We start from the raw sequence: 15,656 nt of genomic DNA on the forward strand, positions 1-15,656 counted from the left end.
TGTTCACGTGTGGCCGTGGTCGGCGCGAGTTCGTGTTGTGATGTAGGCGATGGGGGCGTCCGGGCGGGCATCACAACCGTTAGCGATCGTTATAGATAACTCCAGTTGCGGAAAGCTTCTCAGATGTCGCGCTTGGAGGAAACCCCGATTGCATTGTGGATAATCGAACGCGTTGGCGATGCTGATTCGTGACCGATATGCGGCAGCGGGACTCGGCCCGAGGAAATGTCGGCCTTTCGCGGTGCTGTCGGCAAGCGGTCGTTGGTGAATTCCGTGGTTGTGATTTATGGAACCGTTATGTGTTGGTGTGCGGAATCGGTGTGATCGGGTGCGGTATCTCGGTATGTGGGATACCGGGGAATACGGGAACTCGTGGTCGGTGGAATATCGGGGAAATGTGTGCGGCCAGTGGGCGGCGCGCCCTCCGTCGGCCGACAAGCATCGGAGGTCAGTCGAGATCTATGCCGAGCTCAGCGGCGATGGAATGGCCGCCGCGCATTGATCTGCGGATAAACATCGTGCGAAAACGTGCACGTCGACAGAGACGGACTGTTCGAAAGGGGCTGTCGGGAAGTCCAGGCCCTGGCCGACATCTTTGACAAAGAGCAGAACCGGCTCGTCATCCATGCGGCGACCTGACGATTCTTTATTACCAAGGGCTCAGCACACTCTTCTCACCGCTGTACCTTGTCATGACGTCGAGAACCGATGGTGCGCTCGATGGCTCGGACTCGATACCGGATGTCGGGTTAGCGGTGGGGGTGCGGCGGCTTCGGTAACTCCGGTGGCGTCGGGAAGGCGGGCGGGGTCGGGAAGGCCGGCGGCGTCGGTGGCTCGGGTGGCGTCGGGTAGGACGGATGATCGGCCACAGGAAGAAGCTCAGCGGCCTCGGCGCCGCGGGCGTAGGGTGCGGCGGCAATCTCGAACTCAGGGTCAGCACCAGGCGCTGCCATCGCGGCAGCACCCGCCAGGATCGCGGCAGTGGACAGCATCGAAACAAGAACCGTAACAGGCGACATAACGGGCGCCTCCTTCACGAAGTGCGCCGATCCTTTGTCGGCGCGAGTGGGATGGACGACGGATCTCCGCATCATTCTACGGCGTGAAATTCGCCGCAGGAGGCGCTGATCCGTAGGCGGCCATGGCCGCTGCACCGGCGCGAGTCGTCGCCACGGGTGATGGTGGGGAGCTGCTGGTCGGACCGGATCGGCCGGGTCGGGAAGTGAGCAACTGCCGATCCGGCACGACCTGCGACCATGAAGCATCCGTCACGGCGGTCGACCATGGCGCTGGTCACCGCGGCCAGGACGGCGACCGATGCACCTAAGTTACACTGTGTATACAAATGTGAGTGCCTGGAGCGAAGGAGGAGCGGATATGGCTGAGCCTGCGGGGGCGCGCCGGGTGCGGATGAGTGCGGCCGAGCGTGAACAGCAGTTGCTGGATGTAGCGGAGGTGTTGTTCACCGAGCGGGGGTACGAGGGGGTGAGTGTGGATGAGATCGCTCGGGTGGCGGGGGTGACTCGGCCGATCGTGTACCAGCATCACGGTTCCAAAGAGGGAATCTTCCTGGCGTGCGTACATCGTGCCCGTGCTCAGTTCGCGCAGAGCCTTGTCGCTGGTGTGACGGAGGTCGTGGAAGCGGGTCAGGACTTACGGGCCATCGCTGCGGCTGGGGGGGCACCGTACTTCGACCTCATCGTTTCCAACCCGCGGCGGTGGGCGCTGTTGTTCACGACGTCGGCAAATCTGGAAGGAACGCTGGCGGAGCAACTGGGGCAGTTGCGGCATTCGACGATCGAGCAAGTCGGGCAGTTGGTGCGCCCGCTGGCTGGAGTCGTGGGCGAGGAAGATCTGATGGCGTTTTCGTACGCGGTTTCGGGGATCGCCGAGCAGCTGGGTCGCTGGTGGCTGCGCAACCCACAGGTTCCGCGGGATCGGGTAGTAACGTTGTACGCCGATCTTGTCGTCGGGGCGGCGTCCTTGCTGCGGAGGTCGGCGATCGCAGGATCGGGCAAGTGAGCCGATGGGTACTCTCCCGGGTCACCGGCTGGAATGCGCCGCGCTGTTTCGCGTCGGCTTATCGAAGCTGCGGCCCCGTGGCGTAGCACAGCTGGGTCAGGATGTCTTCGAGGGGGCGGGCGATCTGCGCGGCAAGCCGCCGCATGACGCTGAGCATGGTGGCGCTGTCGAGTTCGTGGTCGACCAGGACCGCATCCAGAACCATCGCGGCGTACGCCTGCCGACGATTGAGGACCGCATCGGGCAACCAGCTGAGCAGCCACGCCTCGCCGTGGTGGTCGTCGGCCAGTCGAGCCGCGAAACCGTGGCACTGTTGTCCGGCGATGCTGAACGGGGTAATGACGAACTCGTCGATATAGGACGTGATCAATCCGCACACGGTCGCATTGGTCGCGGTGCCGGGAAGGAGCTCTTCGGCAGTGGGCGGTGTCGGCACTGTCGAGCGCGTGGGGGCGGAGGGAATGAGCTGCGGTGGTGCTGCTTGCGCAGCGGGGCCGTGCTGGTGATGGTCACCGACGGGCTGGATCCGATCGGGAATATGCACGACTGTGACGGGCGGCGCGAAGGGCATGTGGTCTCGTTGCATGGGTTCCATGTGTAGGGGTCGAGGCTGCGCAGCGAGGGCGGCCGTAGCGGGTATTCGAGGCCAGCCGGAACGGCCGGTTTACACACTGTAACTATACAGGCTGTAGGTTTGCAAGTGCCGATTTGAGCACGTCGCAGTGCAGGTAGAAGTGCTCGCCACGAAGTTGCTGGAAGCCTGGTGCCGCGAAGATCATCCATAGAGATTCGGCCGTGGCGGAAGATTCGAGTTCCGTACCAATCCAGACCTGGCCGATCGGTGAGCCTCCCGCCGGGCACCTTGACCTGATCCTGGCCGGATCACGCCGCGCAGCCGGACGAGTCGGCCGCTGACGGTGAGATTCCCTGTTCCGCCGCACTTCTTGGGGTGCGGCGGAACGGCTGCGTTTCAGGCGCACAGAAGCGCTGGCGGGGCCTTCTCGCCCTGCCCGCGCAGCGCGTCCTCAGAGAATCGCGTTGGCTACCTTGCTGATTGATTCCCTACGCGCTCGGGTCGGGTATCGGTTGGCGGCGCTCGGGTCGGCCTACCAGCGGACCATGGGCAGCGGACGGGTGGGGTGGGTCAGCGCGTAGGTGCTGACACGGCGGGCGAGGAACCGGTGAAAGCCGAGGTAAGGCAACTGTGCGACAACAGCTTTGATGTTCGCGCGAGTCACTGGTCGGCGGAACAGACCACCGCTCGCGTCGAGGCGGTCGGCGATACGGAACGTTTCGGTCAATCGGTCGTCGTTGCGACGCAGTCGATGATGGTCGAGGACCATCCGTCGCGCGCTGTCGATGTCCTCGATTCCGAACTCGGCGGCGTGTTCGGTGACCAGATCCGCCGAGGGCTTCAGGTAGTCGAAGGTTCCGGCAGTCCAGATGCCCAAGTCATGCACCGCCCACGCCAGTGCCGCTGTGTCGGGCACCGGCTCGCCCAGCAGTAGCTGCTGATAGTTCAGACCGCGGAACACATGATTGCGATAGACCGCTAAGGCATCGCCGAGCTTTCGGTGATGCCGATCAAGCACGGCGTCGACAATCGGATGGGACGTGCGAACCGTCATGTGTCGCCCCCGACTGGCTCTGGATTGGGTACTTTCCGGACGGTACACGGGAAAGTTGGTGAGTCCGATGGTGACCGAACACCAGGACTGGCCGGTCTGGTCCGAAGTTCGTGGGAGGACCCGGCTGGTCACGCAGGTGCTCTGTGAGCACACTGGCTACCCACTTCTCACCCCAAATCCTGATCAGCTGATCCATTTTCGACGGGTTGATGGCGTCGACCGCGTTCCGTTCGCACCATCGGTGACGCGCCATCTTCTCGAGCTCATCCAACTCCTGCGCAGACAATGACGTCCTGATCGCCTTCCCCTACCTTGTTTCGGTGCTGTCATCAGTGTTCAAGCGACCTGCCCCTTTCCGACCCATCCCGTCGAGGCCTGCGAGTTCACGCTCCGATCTTCGACGCACTCGGCAATACGGCGGACGAACCGAAGCCATGACCTCATGTGAGCGATTGGCACGGTCGGTGCGGCACACGGTGCAGGTGTGACAGAACCGCCACCCGGGCCACCGTTTCGTGCATGTTCCGGGTGATCACGGGTAGGCCGACAATGACCAGCAAATCACGGGGGCCGGGCGTGAGGAGGTGAGTTCAATGCCCGAGATGTGTATGCAGATGATGAACATGCTCAGGGGCATGTGGAACATGATGTTCCCGGGCATGCCCATGTGAGCCGCGATCGGGGTGAGTCCGCGATCGAGGGCGAAACGCGAATCCGGCTGTGGGTCGGGCCGGTGAATTCCGACCCCGCCACGGCCGCGATGGGCCTATCCAGCACAGCTTCGTTCGCTTGTCGAAGCGTCACCGGCCTGGGTCGGGTCCGTCGTCCCGGGAACCCGTCCACCATTAGTGATCAGCGGTTGGCGCGTCTTGCCGCGCGGTCAGCGCGGCCCATTCTCCGTGCTGGCGGGGTAGATATCGGCCGGATCAGGCTGGGCGTTTGATCGCTCATTTTCCCAGTTCGGGGGTGGTCGAGTGGCGTTAGGGTAGAGGGGGGTGAGTGCGAGGAGTCGAAAGATGAGCACCACCATTGTGATCGTGATCATCGTCGTCGCGGTTGTGGTCGTTTTGTTTGTGGCCTGGGCGTTGATGCGCCAACGGCGTGAGCATCAGCGGGCCGAAGCCGAGGGCATCCGTGACCGCGCGGCGGAACAGGAATTCGAGGTCGGTCGGCGCGAGGCGCGGGCGGAGGAGGTCGCTGCCCGGAGTCGGGCGGCGAAGGCGGAAGGCGAGGTCAAGGCGGCGCAGGCCGAGCAGCTTGCTCAGCAGGCGCATGTGCATCGCAGCGAGGCGGCGGATTCGCGAACCGAGCTGGACAAGGAGTGGGAGCGCGCGGATAAGGTCGATCCGGACTCGAAGTCGGGTGAGACGCGGCGCGGGGCTGATCCGGAACAGCCGTCGCACAGCCCCTGATATTGATCTCGAGGTTTCTCCGGCTGTCGGGGGCTCGGGAACATGAGCACCCGATGCGGTCGTAGCCACTCCGTTGCGTTCAACGGTCGGGTCAAGTAGCCGTGGCGCCGCGGCGGCGTCCTCTACACCATGCTCAAAACCAAACAGCGGTCACGGGTGATCGCCCGCCCTACCCGACTTCACCGCTGGAAGCGGCAGGAACTGCCTCACCTCAGTGGAAACCTTCCCCTTCCAGCCCACGAAGTCGGGCAGGATGCCCGACCCTGCTGATGCCCGAGTTGCGTTGTCCTGGGCAAGGTCTGAACTCAAATAAGCCATCTCCTTCAACTTCCAGCGGTGAAGTCGGGCAAGATGGGTCAATCGTGAACACAGCACTGATCATCGGGGACGTCCAGCGGGGCATCACGGCCAACTATCCATTCGCCGCACAGGTGGTGGACCCACTGTACGAACTGCTCCCCCGAGCTCGCGATGCCGGCACGCTTGTAGTGTTCGTGCGATTTGCCCTGCGCCCCAATGGAATCGATTTGCCGCGACACAGCGAGTTGTTCCGAACCTTCCACGAAGCGGGCGACGCCTTTCATGAGGGGGCACCCGGAACGGAGATCGAATTGCCGGTCGCCGCAAAGGATGTCATCGTGTCCAAGCGCCGTGCCAGCGCATTCGCAGGCACCGATCTCGACCTCATACTCCGTGCGAACGGTGTCGACACGCTCGCGATCGCAGGTGTCGCCACCAGCGCAATGGTAGCTGCAACGTGCTACGACGCAGCAGACCGCGACTACCGGGTGATCGTTCTGCGCGACGGCTGTGCCGACGCCGAACCGACAATGCACGACTTCTTCATGGATACCGTTTTCCCCAATCGCGGTTTCGAGGTCGTCTCCTGCGCCGAGTGGCTGCCGTCACCGACACCGCACCGCATGTCACGGGAGGCAATCCAACGCGCCGAGGAATCACTGACGGCGATCGTTGCCGAACTGCGCGGTGAGCGCATCACCGAGGTCGTGTACTACCTGCTGACCACCGACGATGAGGACATCTACGTCGATGAATGGGAGTATCCCGGCTGGGACGAACCGCGGATGGGCGTCGAACTGATCACCGACAGCGGCCGGCACTACTCGGCGAGAACCACCGATGCCTTCACCGAATACGGGATGGAGATTTCCCGCAAACCGATGTCCGAGGTCCTTCAACTCGACCTCGGCGGCCTCAAACCGGTACCGGCAACCGTCGGTCAGTATTGGGTCGATCTGGTCGACAAACCGATCGTCACAGCCGACATCTGTTGGGACAACCATCCCGACGACGGAATCCGATACCCGGCGGCCATCCGTCTCGGCATCGACGACAAGGCCGTATGGATCGCGGCAGGCGCGTCCGGCGACTCCGGAACCGGCTACAACTTCTGGCTCGGCCTCGACGACGTGATGGTCGTATTCACCCCGGAAGTCAGCGAAGAGATCGGCATCCCGGAACCAAGCTGACAACACAAGCCGGGTACGAGCGGGCGTCGGGCATCTTGCCCGACGTGAGGATGATGGGTGAGTTCCCGCTGTCAGTGCCTCCGCAAACTCATTCTGAACTGAGTTCTGAGCGGCTCGGTTCACGTTGTGGTCCCGTATCCACTGCGGATCGGGCCTGCGCCGGTACTTCTTCGCGACAAGGCAGGCGCGCGTGGTCAATTCGGGTTGCTCGCTACTACCCGGTTCTCCAGCTTCGGATCAGCTGCGTGTCATCGGCATCGTTCGTGGCGGATCCCTGACTCAGGGGTGACCACAGGGATTGTTCAGTCGGTTCGAGGCCGCCACCGAGGTGGATGTCGAAAGCCGATGTCCCTGGTGCCAGACTCGGGGACGTGAGATGGGCGGTGGCGGAAACGGGCGACGGAGGTGCGCGGCTGTGTCCACTCGATCAGGACGGTCGGCCCGCGGGACCAGTGGTACGCGAGCCCTCGCTCGCGGAGGCGGTGCGCTCACGACCCGAGGTCGAGCGGTGGGTCTGGCGATCCACGGCCGAGATCTACCGACCCTTGCTTGCGGCCGGTGTGCGGGTCGAGCGTTGCTACGACGTGCAGGCCGCGGAGGCCCTGCTGATCGGCCACGAGGAGGGCCAGTCGGGCCAGGCTCGCTCGCTGGCGGCCGCGTGGGCGCGACTGCACAACCTGCCCATCCCGGCGGACGCGCCCGCACGGGCGGCCGACACCCAGCCGTCGCTGTTCGAGTCGGGCCCGGTACCGCTGCCACCGGGAATCGACGAGTTCGCCGCCCTACTGGAGGTCTACGCGGGACAGCTGGCCCGTACGGCGAAGACCGAACATCCAGAGCGAATGCGGCTGCTCCTTGCCGCCGAATCGGCGGGGATGCTGGTTGCCGCGGAGATGTCGCGATCCGGGATCCCTTGGCGCGCGGACGTCCATCGCGATCTGCTGGACGATCTGCTGGGTGAGCGCTTTCCTGGCGGGCTGGAACCGCGCCGGATGGCGGAGTTGGCCGACGAAGTGTCGCGGGCCTTCGGTGAAGGCGTGCGGGTCCGACCAGACCTGCCCAACGACATCATCAAAGCCTTCGCCCGCGCCGGGATCTCGCTGTCCTCCACCCGAAAATGGGAGCTCCAGCAGATCGATCACCCCGCGGTAGCGCCACTTCTGGCCTACAAATCGCTCTACCGCTTGTACACCGCCCACGGCTGGTCCTGGCTAGAGCAGTGGGTACACGGCGGCCGTTTTCGTCCCGAGTATCTGCCCGGCGGCACCGTTTCGGGCCGTTGGACTACCAACGGTGGTGGCGCCCTGCAGATCCCCAAGGTGATCCGTCAAGCGATACGCGCGGATCCGGGATGGCGTCTGGTGGTCGCCGACGCCGACCAAATGGAGCCACGAGTACTCGCGGCAGTCTCCCGCGACCCAGGTCTGATGGAGGTGGCCGGTCGCGGCGAAGATCTGTACGCGGATCTGGCGGTCCGTGCCTTCGGCGGCGACCGCGCCCAGGCCAAAATCGCCCTACTGGGCGCCATTTATGGCCAGACCTCCGGCGATGCCCTCACCCACATGGCCGGACTGCGCCGGCGTTATCCGGCCGCAGTGGCGTATGTCGATGACGCGGCGCGCGCCGGTGAGGAGGGCCGCCTCGTGCGCACTTGGCTGGGTCGCACCTGCCCGCCGCTGTCGGTCGCATCGCCCGAGCAGGTGGACTTATCCCAGGAGGGCACCGGGTATAGCAGTACCTCCGCGGCGCGCGCTCGTGGCCGCTTCACACGTAACTTCGTGGTGCAGGGCAGCGCCGCCGACTGGGCCCTACTGGTACTGGCGGGCGTGCGTCATGCGTTGACTCGCGCGGGGCTCCGCGCCGAACTGGTCTTCTTTCAGCACGACGAGGTGATCGTGCACTGCCCGGCAGCGGAGGCCACTACGGTCGCCGACGTGATCGCAACGGCGGCAGAGACCGCAGGCCGGATCGCCTTCGGGCCCACACCGGTGCGGTTCCCGTTCACGACAGCGGTAGTGGAGTGCTACTGGGATGCCAAGTGAGGATCCTTGCCTTCCGTGACTGGCTACGTACACACGACGGTGTACGAGCGGACCACGCGGGAACTGGCTGAACGCAGGTGGAAGTACATTCAGCATGAGGCCGACGCCAAGAGCGACGTCGTTGAGGAAATCCTGAGCCGAGCCTTGTACTGCCGAAGCGAGCTCAGTGAGTCGGACCCGCTCGATCTACTTCGACCCGGCTGATCCAACAGACGGCAGGCGGCTGGTTACCGAACCGACGTTGTCGACGGTGCAGATCGACGACCACACCCGAGTTCGGCCCCGGCAGCGAGTTCTTCAGGTGGCTCAACCGGGCAGTCGCACCGCCCGCTGCGATCGTTCGAATATGAAATCATGGCTCGCGATCCACAACCCTAAGAACAGGACACCAGATGAAGAAGCTCATCGTTGTTGCCGCTGTGACGGCCGGCCTCCTCGCACCCGCCGGGCTGGCAACCGCGGAACCCGCTGCCGCACCGAACGCCGCGACGACGACCGCGACGCCCATCGGATCGTTGTCGGAGGACATATTCTGCGCCGTGATCCGATTCCTGAAGGGCGGCTGGGCAGGCCGTCAAACGGACTGCACCTTCTGACTCTCGCCTTGAAGCTCGTCATTCCGATCGTCCGGCCGTGCGGCCACTGCCGCTGATAGGCGAGCATCACCAGAGACGCGGGAACACCCCGGAGCGCATCTGCTCTGGGGTGTTCCCCTGTGATGCGCGGCAGTTCTGAGTCCCGAGGCGTGCGAGTCCGACGCCGACGACATCGGTGAGGAACACGGCCATCGCCTACTGCGGTTCCTCGGCAAGGGCTCGAAGCTCGTCTTGATCCCGCTACCGCCAGCAGTCGGACGAGCCACCAGCCGCGCCACGGGCGACCGCGACCACGGGTCGATCCTGCTCAACACCGGAGGACGGCGCAGGGATCATCATTGCGCCACAAGACGATTGCGGTGCATGGCCCAGGATTCGGCGCTCCGGCTACCACGCAAACACCCCACATGCTGCGCCACACCTTCGTCACCACCATGCTCGACGCTGGTGGCCGACTTACGTGATGTCCAGATAGCCGCTCGCCACGACGACCCACGCACCACCATGTGCTACGTCCGTGCGCGGACCGATCTCGACCGCAACCCGAATAGCATCCTCGCCGCTTACATAGCCTCGGGCACACAACAACTCAACACACGCACACGCTGACGAACGTGCGCTGCCGAGACGTCCCGAACTGATGATTCCCGCTGTTGGGGGAGATCGAAATCCGACCCGCGGCCGACGTGGCCGGGGCATGGATTTCCGTACTGTCCAAGTCGCGCGGCAGGTTCGACTCCTCCTCTCACAGAGTGAGCGCCTGTCCATTACTCGCGTCGTTTATCAGGAGGATCTGTGCTTCCCGCCTTCGTATCGGCATACCGGACACCGGACCTACGGCGGAAGCTTCTTTTCACACTGGGTCTGCTCGCGCTGTATCGCCTCGGAGCGACGCTTCCGTCGCCCGGTGTCGACTACGAGTCGATTCGCGTCTGTATCGGATTCGTCTCCGGAGGCGATTCCGCCGGAATTTATCAGCTCATTGATCTGTTCTCGGGCGGCGCGATGCTGCAGCTGTCGGTGTTCGCGATCGGCATCGTGCCTTACATCACCGCCGGCATCATCACTCAGCTGCTGACCGTCGTGATCCCTCGGTTCGAGGAGCTGCGTAAGGAGGGCCAGTCCGGTCAAGCCAAGGTCACGCAGTACACCCGTTATCTCGCAATGACATTGGCCGTCCTGCAGGCGTCGGCATTGGTGGCGATGGCCGCGCATGGGCAGCTACTGCGCGGCTGCCCCGCGGACATCCTTGCGGACAGATCGCTGTTCGGCATGGTGGTCACTGTGCTGGTGATGACCGCGGGCGCGGCGGTGGTCATGTGGATCGGCGAACTGGTGACCGAACGCGGTATCGGCAACGGTATGTCGCTGCTGATCTTCGCCGGTATCGCGGCTCGAATCCCGAGTCGAGGCAAGGTGATTCTGGACAGCCAGGGCGGGCTGATCTTCGCCGCCGTCTGCGTCGCGATGTTCCTGGCGCTCGTGGGGGTGATTTTCGTCGAGCAGGGCCAGCGACGAATTCCGGTGCAGTATGCCAAGCGCGTCGTCGGCCGCAAGATGTACGGCAATTCGTCGACATATCTGCCGCTGAAGGTCAACCAGGCCGGCGTCATTCCGGTCATCTTCGCGTCCTCGCTGCTGTACATACCGACCCTGCTCGCGCAGTTGACCTCGCAGAGTGAGGGCAAATGGCAGGTGCTGATTCAGAAGTACCTTGTCACCCCGGACGATCCGGTTCATATGACGATCTACTTCGCGCTGATCCTGTTCTTCACATACTTCTATGTCGCGATCACCTTCGACCCGGCGGAGCGCGCGGACGAGATGAAGAAGTTCGGCGGTTTCATCCCGGCCTACCGCCCCGGCAGGCCGACCGAGAGTTATCTGGGGTACGTCCTCAGCCGGATCACCCTGCCCGGCTCCATCTATCTCGGCGCTGTCGCGGTACTGCCGAACCTGCTACTGCACTTCGGGGCAATCGGCTCGGCACCGAGCCTCGCGTTCGGCGGTACCTCGGTACTGATTGTGGTGAGCGTTGGTCTGGACACGATCAAACAGATCGAGAGTCAGCTGATGAACAAGAACTACACGGGGTTCTTGCGCTGATCACTCCATTGGGGGAGCTCGGATACTCCCGATTGCGTATGTACGCCGAAGGCCCCGGAATCTACGGTCATAGATCATGGCCACGACTACGTCGACACACGCCCTGCTTCGGGTGGTGTCGTCGCTCTTGCTCGCGATCACCGCCACGATGCTGTCGGTGAGTTACGCGCACGCCGACACACCGATCGCCAGGCGTGGCGACACGGTGGAGTTCGACCCGTGCGGATCGGAAGGCTCACCGCCGGTCGACATCCTTGGCGCTGCGCAGCAGTCGTCGATTTCGGTGTTGCTGGCCAACGATCACACAGTGTTTCGGTCGGGCCTGCGCGCGGTGATCGGCACCCAGCCGGACATCTACTGCATCGCGGAGGCCCCCGACACGGTCACGGCCATCAGGGAGATGGAACGGTTACAACCCGACGTCGTTATTCTCGACCTCGACATGCCCGGTCTCGACGACACGGCCGTCATCGAGACGGTCGCGGCATTCGGTAGCAGGACCCGGATGCTCACCCTCGCCACCTCTGACACCGATGAGAACCTCTACCGCGCACTACGTCTCGGCACGAGCGGGTTCCTCACCAAAGCGTTGCCGTCCCAGGATCTGATCTCCGCCATCCGGATTGCGGCACGCGGCGATGCCCTGATCGATCCCCGCCTGACGCGCCGCCTGATCGCGCGGCTCACCGACGGAATCGAACCATTCCCCGCCGCACCGGAAGTCGAGACACTCACCGCCCGGGAACACGAGGTCCTGCTTCTGATCGCCAAGGCGTACACGAACCCCGAGATCGCCCGCGCCCTCGGCGTGGGCGAGCAGACGGTCAAGACCCACGTCTCCAACGTGCTCGCCAAACTCGGTGTTCGCGATCGTGTGCACGCCGTCGTCTATGCCCATACCCGTCGCCTGGTTCCGCGCTCCTGACATCCGCTGAGGCCGCTGGCTCGGGTGGCGAGATCGGTCAGTTCGGCCCAGGACGCGTTATCGGCGGGTCGCTGCTCACCCGGCTCATCGAGAGATGGGTCGTATGGCGATATTTCGAGCCGTCGCGGGAACAACCCGAGCGAAGCTGCCTCTCGAGGTCGCTCGGCTGACGTCACCCTCAGTGGCACCGCGAAAGGTCTGAACGGGATCGGGTGGAGCTCGAGGCCGAGACTCAGCTGAATCGGACGATCGAGAGCAACCCGGCGACCACGCAGTACACCGCGAACGGCAGCAGAGTGCGGGTCTGGAAGTACCGCTCGAGGAACCGCACGGCCAGCCACGACGACAGTCCGGAAACGACGGCGCCGACCAGCACCGGCCCTCGGATGCCCTCGGTCTCCGGTCCGACCAGTTCTGGTAGTTCCAGTATCCCCGCGCCCAGGATCGCCGGAGTCGCAAGCAGGAAAGCGAATTTGGCCGCATGCTTGTACTCGAGACCGCGCCACAGACCGCCGACCATGGTCAGACCCGCCCGACTGAACCCGGTCAGCAGCGCGCCGACTTGGGCGAAGCCGATACCGACGGCGTCCTGGACCCCGAGGGCGGCCAGCGGCCGGTCGGATTGGCGGCGGGTTCGCGCTTCGGCGGTGAGAACCCCCGTGAGGGCCTCCTGTCGGGCGAACCGTCGCCCGTATTCCGCGAGCGACGGCTCATTGCGCCGGCGCAATCCCTCACCGACGATCAGCACGACACCATTCAGCGTCAGAAAGATGCTGGCGCAGATCGGCGCCGCGAACAGCGCGTGCAGTGGATGTTCCAGCAACGGCCCGAAGACGCCGACAGGAATGGTGGCGATCACGATCAGCAACGCCAACCGCTGCGCAACGGTGTCGAGGCGCCCGGTCCGCACCGTGGTGAGGAAACCGGCGACGATGGCGCACCAGTCCCGCCAGTAGTAGCCGACCAGCGCCACTGCCGTCGCCACGTGCAAGGCCACCACGAATGCCAGATACGGTGTGCCCGTAGCCGACTCGTTCGGGCTGACCAAGTTCTGCCAATCACCTCCGAGCCATGCCGCAACCAACACGGAATGCCCGAGGCTCGAGATCGGGAACAGTTCGGTGACACCTTGCACCGCGCCGATGACAGTCGCTTGAAAGTAGGTGAGCATCGCGACGAGTCTCGCATGCGCACAACGGCAACGCCGGAGGGCCCCGCACACGGACCGATATGCCCGAATACCGCTTCCCTCAGTCGCTTTCGTCTCATACCAGTCCGCCTGTTGCCGATGCAGACCGCGCCACATCCGCTGCTGGACTACCAATTTGTCGCGCGGCGGTGGACGAGCTCGGCCACCGCATTCGGCTGTTGTTCGACCACGCCGCCGAGCCGGCGATCGTCCGTATCGGCCTGGCCTTCGTCGGCCACGCCTTCAAGCCGCGACGCGAGTTCGTCGAACGATGACGGGCCCTCTTCGATGGCAAGGCCCCGAATTCATCAGTGACACATGAGCGAGGCAGAGGGCGTGACAGGCCGTCACTTCGGGTGCGCGAGCCTGATGAACCTGAATCCGCGTAGTGGACTACTCGGGTCCTGGCGGGCTGAGCGCGTTAGCGTTTGGTCGCATCCGTCCTCGCCGCACGCCAGTGGGGAGGTCTGATGATCGTGAACCACCCTGAACCCCGCCTCCGCGCCAGATCAGGCGACCAGACATGTTGCCATGAGCAATCCGTGACGATCCTCGTCGGCACCGCGGGCGCACTGCCGAAAGCGCATCGAAAGGATGACGAACCATGGGACTCAACAGCATGCTGTTCACCTCGCCGGACCGCGACCAACAGCTGGAGAACTGCCTGGTCTCCGATCCTGCGCATATCGGTGAGGGGATCAACGGCGTCGGTGAGCACGTGCGGCGGATCCAGATCGCGCTCAACGAGCTAGACGATGCCGATCTCGAGGTCGATGGCCGCTACGGAGCAGACACCGGCGACGCGGTCGAGGACTACAAGAACGCGCGCGGCATTTTGGCCCCCGGCCAGGTCACGGCTGATCGGATTGTCGGTAAGGGCACGATCAAGAGTCTCGACGCCGAAATAGACGTCCTCGAGAAGTCGACCCCACTGCCCACCAGCTTCGTGTCGCCGACGGAGGCGGGTCTGCCGCATGCTCACCAACTGTGCCCGACCCGGCCGCGAGTGGCCAATCCAGGGCCCGACGGGCACGCCGAGCATCGAGGCAGCCCGATCAATCCCATCGGCAACGCAATGAAGATCAACATCTACGGCGAGGGGGAGACCGACTACATCGGCTTCACCGACTTCGCGACCGAACCCCAGCACGCTCGAGGCCGACCGATGACGTCAACATTGGTGAACGGATGCGCCAGCGATATCTGCGTGCGCAGTTCACCCCTGAGCGCGGTGACTTTGAACGAGATCCGGCGGATCGCCCAGTCGGCTCTGGTCGGTGGATGCCGCTTCACCTACGGCTCCAACCAGAACCTGTTCCAGACCCCCCGCGCCGACATCCTCAGCCTGGGCACGGTGATCCAGCAGCATCGGATCGCCAGTCCCACGGATCCGAACAATCCCCTGGCCGACCTGGAGGTATGGGTTGTCGACATGTTCTGAGCGGCCAGTGCTGGTCGTCGGGCCCACCCGGCAACGGGATGGTCGGTACGCGTGGCGAACTAGAACCACAAGGGAACGCACCGTCCGAGTATTCCAGCTCAGTCGATCCAGTACCGCCGGATCAAGGTGCCATCAATCCACGGCTCGACCGATTCCAGGACCCCGCCGCAGGATTCGATGATCCGTCGTGAGCCGGCATTCCTGTCGTCGCAGGTGATGAGGATGCGCTCGATGCCGATCGCGCGGGCGATGGTGATGCTGTGCGCGAGGATGGCGGTCCCGTATCCACGGCGCCGATGCTGAGCGAGGACGGCGTATCCGATGTGACCGCCTCGACGTCGCAAGGCCTCGTTGAGGGTGTGCCGGATCGCTGCACGCCCGACGACTCGACTATCGAGGGTGGCAGCCAGGAAAGTGCCTGCGACGATGCCCTCGGGCAGGTTGACTCCGCACCGGTAGTCGTCCAACGCCGAGAGGTACTGCGGCCAGGTCATGGTCGGTGTCAGGCCGAGCGCGAAACCGAAGTCGTCTTGGTCGGTCATCGCTTGATGCGCGGTGCGGATAGCTCGTTCATCCGACACCCGCAGCGGTCGCAGGCGTATCGCGTCGATCGCGCTCGTCGATCCAGCGGCGGTTGGCATGGCCCGAACGGTATTCATGGAGAACGCTTGCGTCGAACGAATATCGAGCCCGCCGACAAGACCCACGGAATGAGGACTTGTCCGGTCGATCTGTGACTACTCCGACGTTCGGGGTCGCCGCGCCCGGGCGCTGCGCCCGTCCGCTGGGAGCAGCGCCGTTCGTC

14 protein-coding genes are annotated in these 15,656 nt (G+C 64.1%); 9 read left to right on the forward strand and 5 right to left on the reverse strand.

The genetic code is table 11. From position 1 onward, the window contains the following. Positions 1-749 precede the first annotated feature (749 nt). Positions 750-1,019, reverse strand: a complete 270-nt coding sequence (locus ACFU4Z_RS18700; RefSeq protein ID WP_379064524.1) for a hypothetical protein — start codon at positions 1,017-1,019, stop codon at positions 750-752. A 358-nt stretch (positions 1,020-1,377) separates the two neighbouring features. Here ACFU4Z_RS18700 and ACFU4Z_RS18705 point away from each other — a divergent pair, with 358 nt between their 5' ends. Continuing rightward, positions 1,378-2,022 (forward strand): TetR/AcrR family transcriptional regulator, encoded by a 645-nt coding sequence (locus tag ACFU4Z_RS18705; protein WP_379064526.1) that lies wholly within the window; start codon positions 1,378-1,380, stop codon positions 2,020-2,022. A gap of 58 nt (positions 2,023-2,080) precedes the next feature. Here the strand turns inward: ACFU4Z_RS18705 and ACFU4Z_RS18710 are convergent, their stop codons facing one another. Further along, positions 2,081-2,593 (reverse strand): hypothetical protein, encoded by a 513-nt coding sequence (locus ACFU4Z_RS18710; protein WP_379064528.1) that lies wholly within the window; start codon positions 2,591-2,593, stop codon positions 2,081-2,083. A 535-nt stretch (positions 2,594-3,128) separates the two neighbouring features. Next, on the reverse strand, positions 3,129-3,650 hold the full coding sequence (locus ACFU4Z_RS18715; RefSeq protein ID WP_379064530.1) for a hypothetical protein: 522 nt from the start codon (positions 3,648-3,650) through the stop codon (positions 3,129-3,131). A gap of 1,037 nt (positions 3,651-4,687) precedes the next feature. Between ACFU4Z_RS18715 and ACFU4Z_RS18720 the strand changes: the two genes are divergently transcribed. The 6 genes from ACFU4Z_RS18720 (at position 4,688) to ACFU4Z_RS18745 (ending at position 12,221) form a co-directional block, all read left to right on the forward strand. Further along, positions 4,688-5,062: a hypothetical protein gene (locus ACFU4Z_RS18720; RefSeq protein WP_379064532.1), complete on the forward strand. Its 375-nt coding sequence runs from the start codon at positions 4,688-4,690 to the stop codon at positions 5,060-5,062. 101 nt (positions 5,063-5,163) lie between these two features. Beyond that, a complete protein-coding gene (locus ACFU4Z_RS18725; RefSeq protein ID WP_379064534.1) occupies positions 5,164-6,552 on the forward strand; it encodes a cysteine hydrolase family protein in 1,389 nt (462 codons plus the stop codon). 371 nt (positions 6,553-6,923) lie between these two features. Next, positions 6,924-8,594 (forward strand): bifunctional 3'-5' exonuclease/DNA polymerase, encoded by a 1,671-nt coding sequence (locus tag ACFU4Z_RS18730; RefSeq protein WP_379064536.1) that lies wholly within the window; start codon positions 6,924-6,926, stop codon positions 8,592-8,594. Between the two features lie 392 nt (positions 8,595-8,986). Then, the gene (locus ACFU4Z_RS18735) at positions 8,987-9,190 is read left to right on the forward strand and encodes a hypothetical protein (protein ID WP_379064538.1); all 204 of its coding nucleotides are present in this window, start codon (positions 8,987-8,989) and stop codon (positions 9,188-9,190) included. 795 nt (positions 9,191-9,985) lie between these two features. Then, positions 9,986-11,296 (forward strand): preprotein translocase subunit SecY, encoded by a 1,311-nt coding sequence (gene secY, locus ACFU4Z_RS18740; RefSeq protein WP_379064540.1) that lies wholly within the window; start codon positions 9,986-9,988, stop codon positions 11,294-11,296. Between the two features lie 76 nt (positions 11,297-11,372). Further along, the gene (locus ACFU4Z_RS18745; RefSeq protein WP_379064542.1) at positions 11,373-12,221 is read left to right on the forward strand and encodes a LuxR C-terminal-related transcriptional regulator; all 849 of its coding nucleotides are present in this window, start codon (positions 11,373-11,375) and stop codon (positions 12,219-12,221) included. Positions 12,222-12,453: 232 nt separating this feature from the next. Here ACFU4Z_RS18745 and ACFU4Z_RS18750 read toward each other — a convergent pair whose 3' ends face one another. Next, positions 12,454-13,392, reverse strand: coding sequence for an undecaprenyl-diphosphate phosphatase (locus ACFU4Z_RS18750; protein ID WP_379064544.1), 939 nt, complete (start codon positions 13,390-13,392; stop codon positions 12,454-12,456). Between the two features lie 167 nt (positions 13,393-13,559). On the opposite strand from ACFU4Z_RS18750, the gene ACFU4Z_RS18755 reads away from it, so the two are divergent. Next, complete coding sequence (locus ACFU4Z_RS18755) at positions 13,560-13,685, forward strand: hypothetical protein (protein WP_379064546.1); 126 nt, start codon at positions 13,560-13,562, stop codon at positions 13,683-13,685. Positions 13,686-14,014: 329 nt separating this feature from the next. Further along, positions 14,015-14,851, forward strand: coding sequence for a peptidoglycan-binding protein (locus tag ACFU4Z_RS18760; RefSeq protein ID WP_379064548.1), 837 nt, complete (start codon positions 14,015-14,017; stop codon positions 14,849-14,851). A 98-nt stretch (positions 14,852-14,949) separates the two neighbouring features. Here ACFU4Z_RS18760 and ACFU4Z_RS18765 read toward each other — a convergent pair whose 3' ends face one another. Next, positions 14,950-15,492 carry a GNAT family N-acetyltransferase gene (locus ACFU4Z_RS18765; protein ID WP_379064550.1) on the reverse strand — a complete coding sequence of 181 codons (543 nt, stop codon included), beginning with the start codon at positions 15,490-15,492 and terminating at the stop codon, positions 14,950-14,952. Between the last annotated feature and the right edge of the window lie 164 nt (positions 15,493-15,656).

It is taken from the genome of Nocardia sp. NPDC057440 (genome assembly GCF_042802915.1).
Lineage (GTDB): Bacteria > Actinomycetota > Actinomycetes > Mycobacteriales > Mycobacteriaceae > Nocardia.

Bases quoted from the DNA above. Each gene is read 5' to 3' on its own strand.
- ACFU4Z_RS18700 (WP_379064524.1), bottom strand. From the start codon at position 1,019: ATGTCGCCTGTTACGGTTCTTGTTTCGATGCTGTCCACTGCCGCGATC.
- ACFU4Z_RS18705 (WP_379064526.1), top strand. From the start codon at position 1,378: ATGGCTGAGCCTGCGGGGGCGCGCCGGGTGCGGATGAGTGCGGCCGAG.
- ACFU4Z_RS18710 (WP_379064528.1), bottom strand. From the start codon at position 2,593: ATGCCCTTCGCGCCGCCCGTCACAGTCGTGCATATTCCCGATCGGATC.
- ACFU4Z_RS18715 (WP_379064530.1), bottom strand. From the start codon at position 3,650: ATGACGGTTCGCACGTCCCATCCGATTGTCGACGCCGTGCTTGATCGG.
- ACFU4Z_RS18735 (WP_379064538.1), top strand. From the start codon at position 8,987: ATGAAGAAGCTCATCGTTGTTGCCGCTGTGACGGCCGGCCTCCTCGCA.
- ACFU4Z_RS18745 (WP_379064542.1), top strand. From the start codon at position 11,373: ATGGCCACGACTACGTCGACACACGCCCTGCTTCGGGTGGTGTCGTCG.
- ACFU4Z_RS18750 (WP_379064544.1), bottom strand. From the start codon at position 13,392: ATGCTCACCTACTTTCAAGCGACTGTCATCGGCGCGGTGCAAGGTGTC.
- ACFU4Z_RS18760 (WP_379064548.1), top strand. From the start codon at position 14,015: ATGGGACTCAACAGCATGCTGTTCACCTCGCCGGACCGCGACCAACAG.
- ACFU4Z_RS18765 (WP_379064550.1), bottom strand. From the start codon at position 15,492: ATGCCAACCGCCGCTGGATCGACGAGCGCGATCGACGCGATACGCCTG.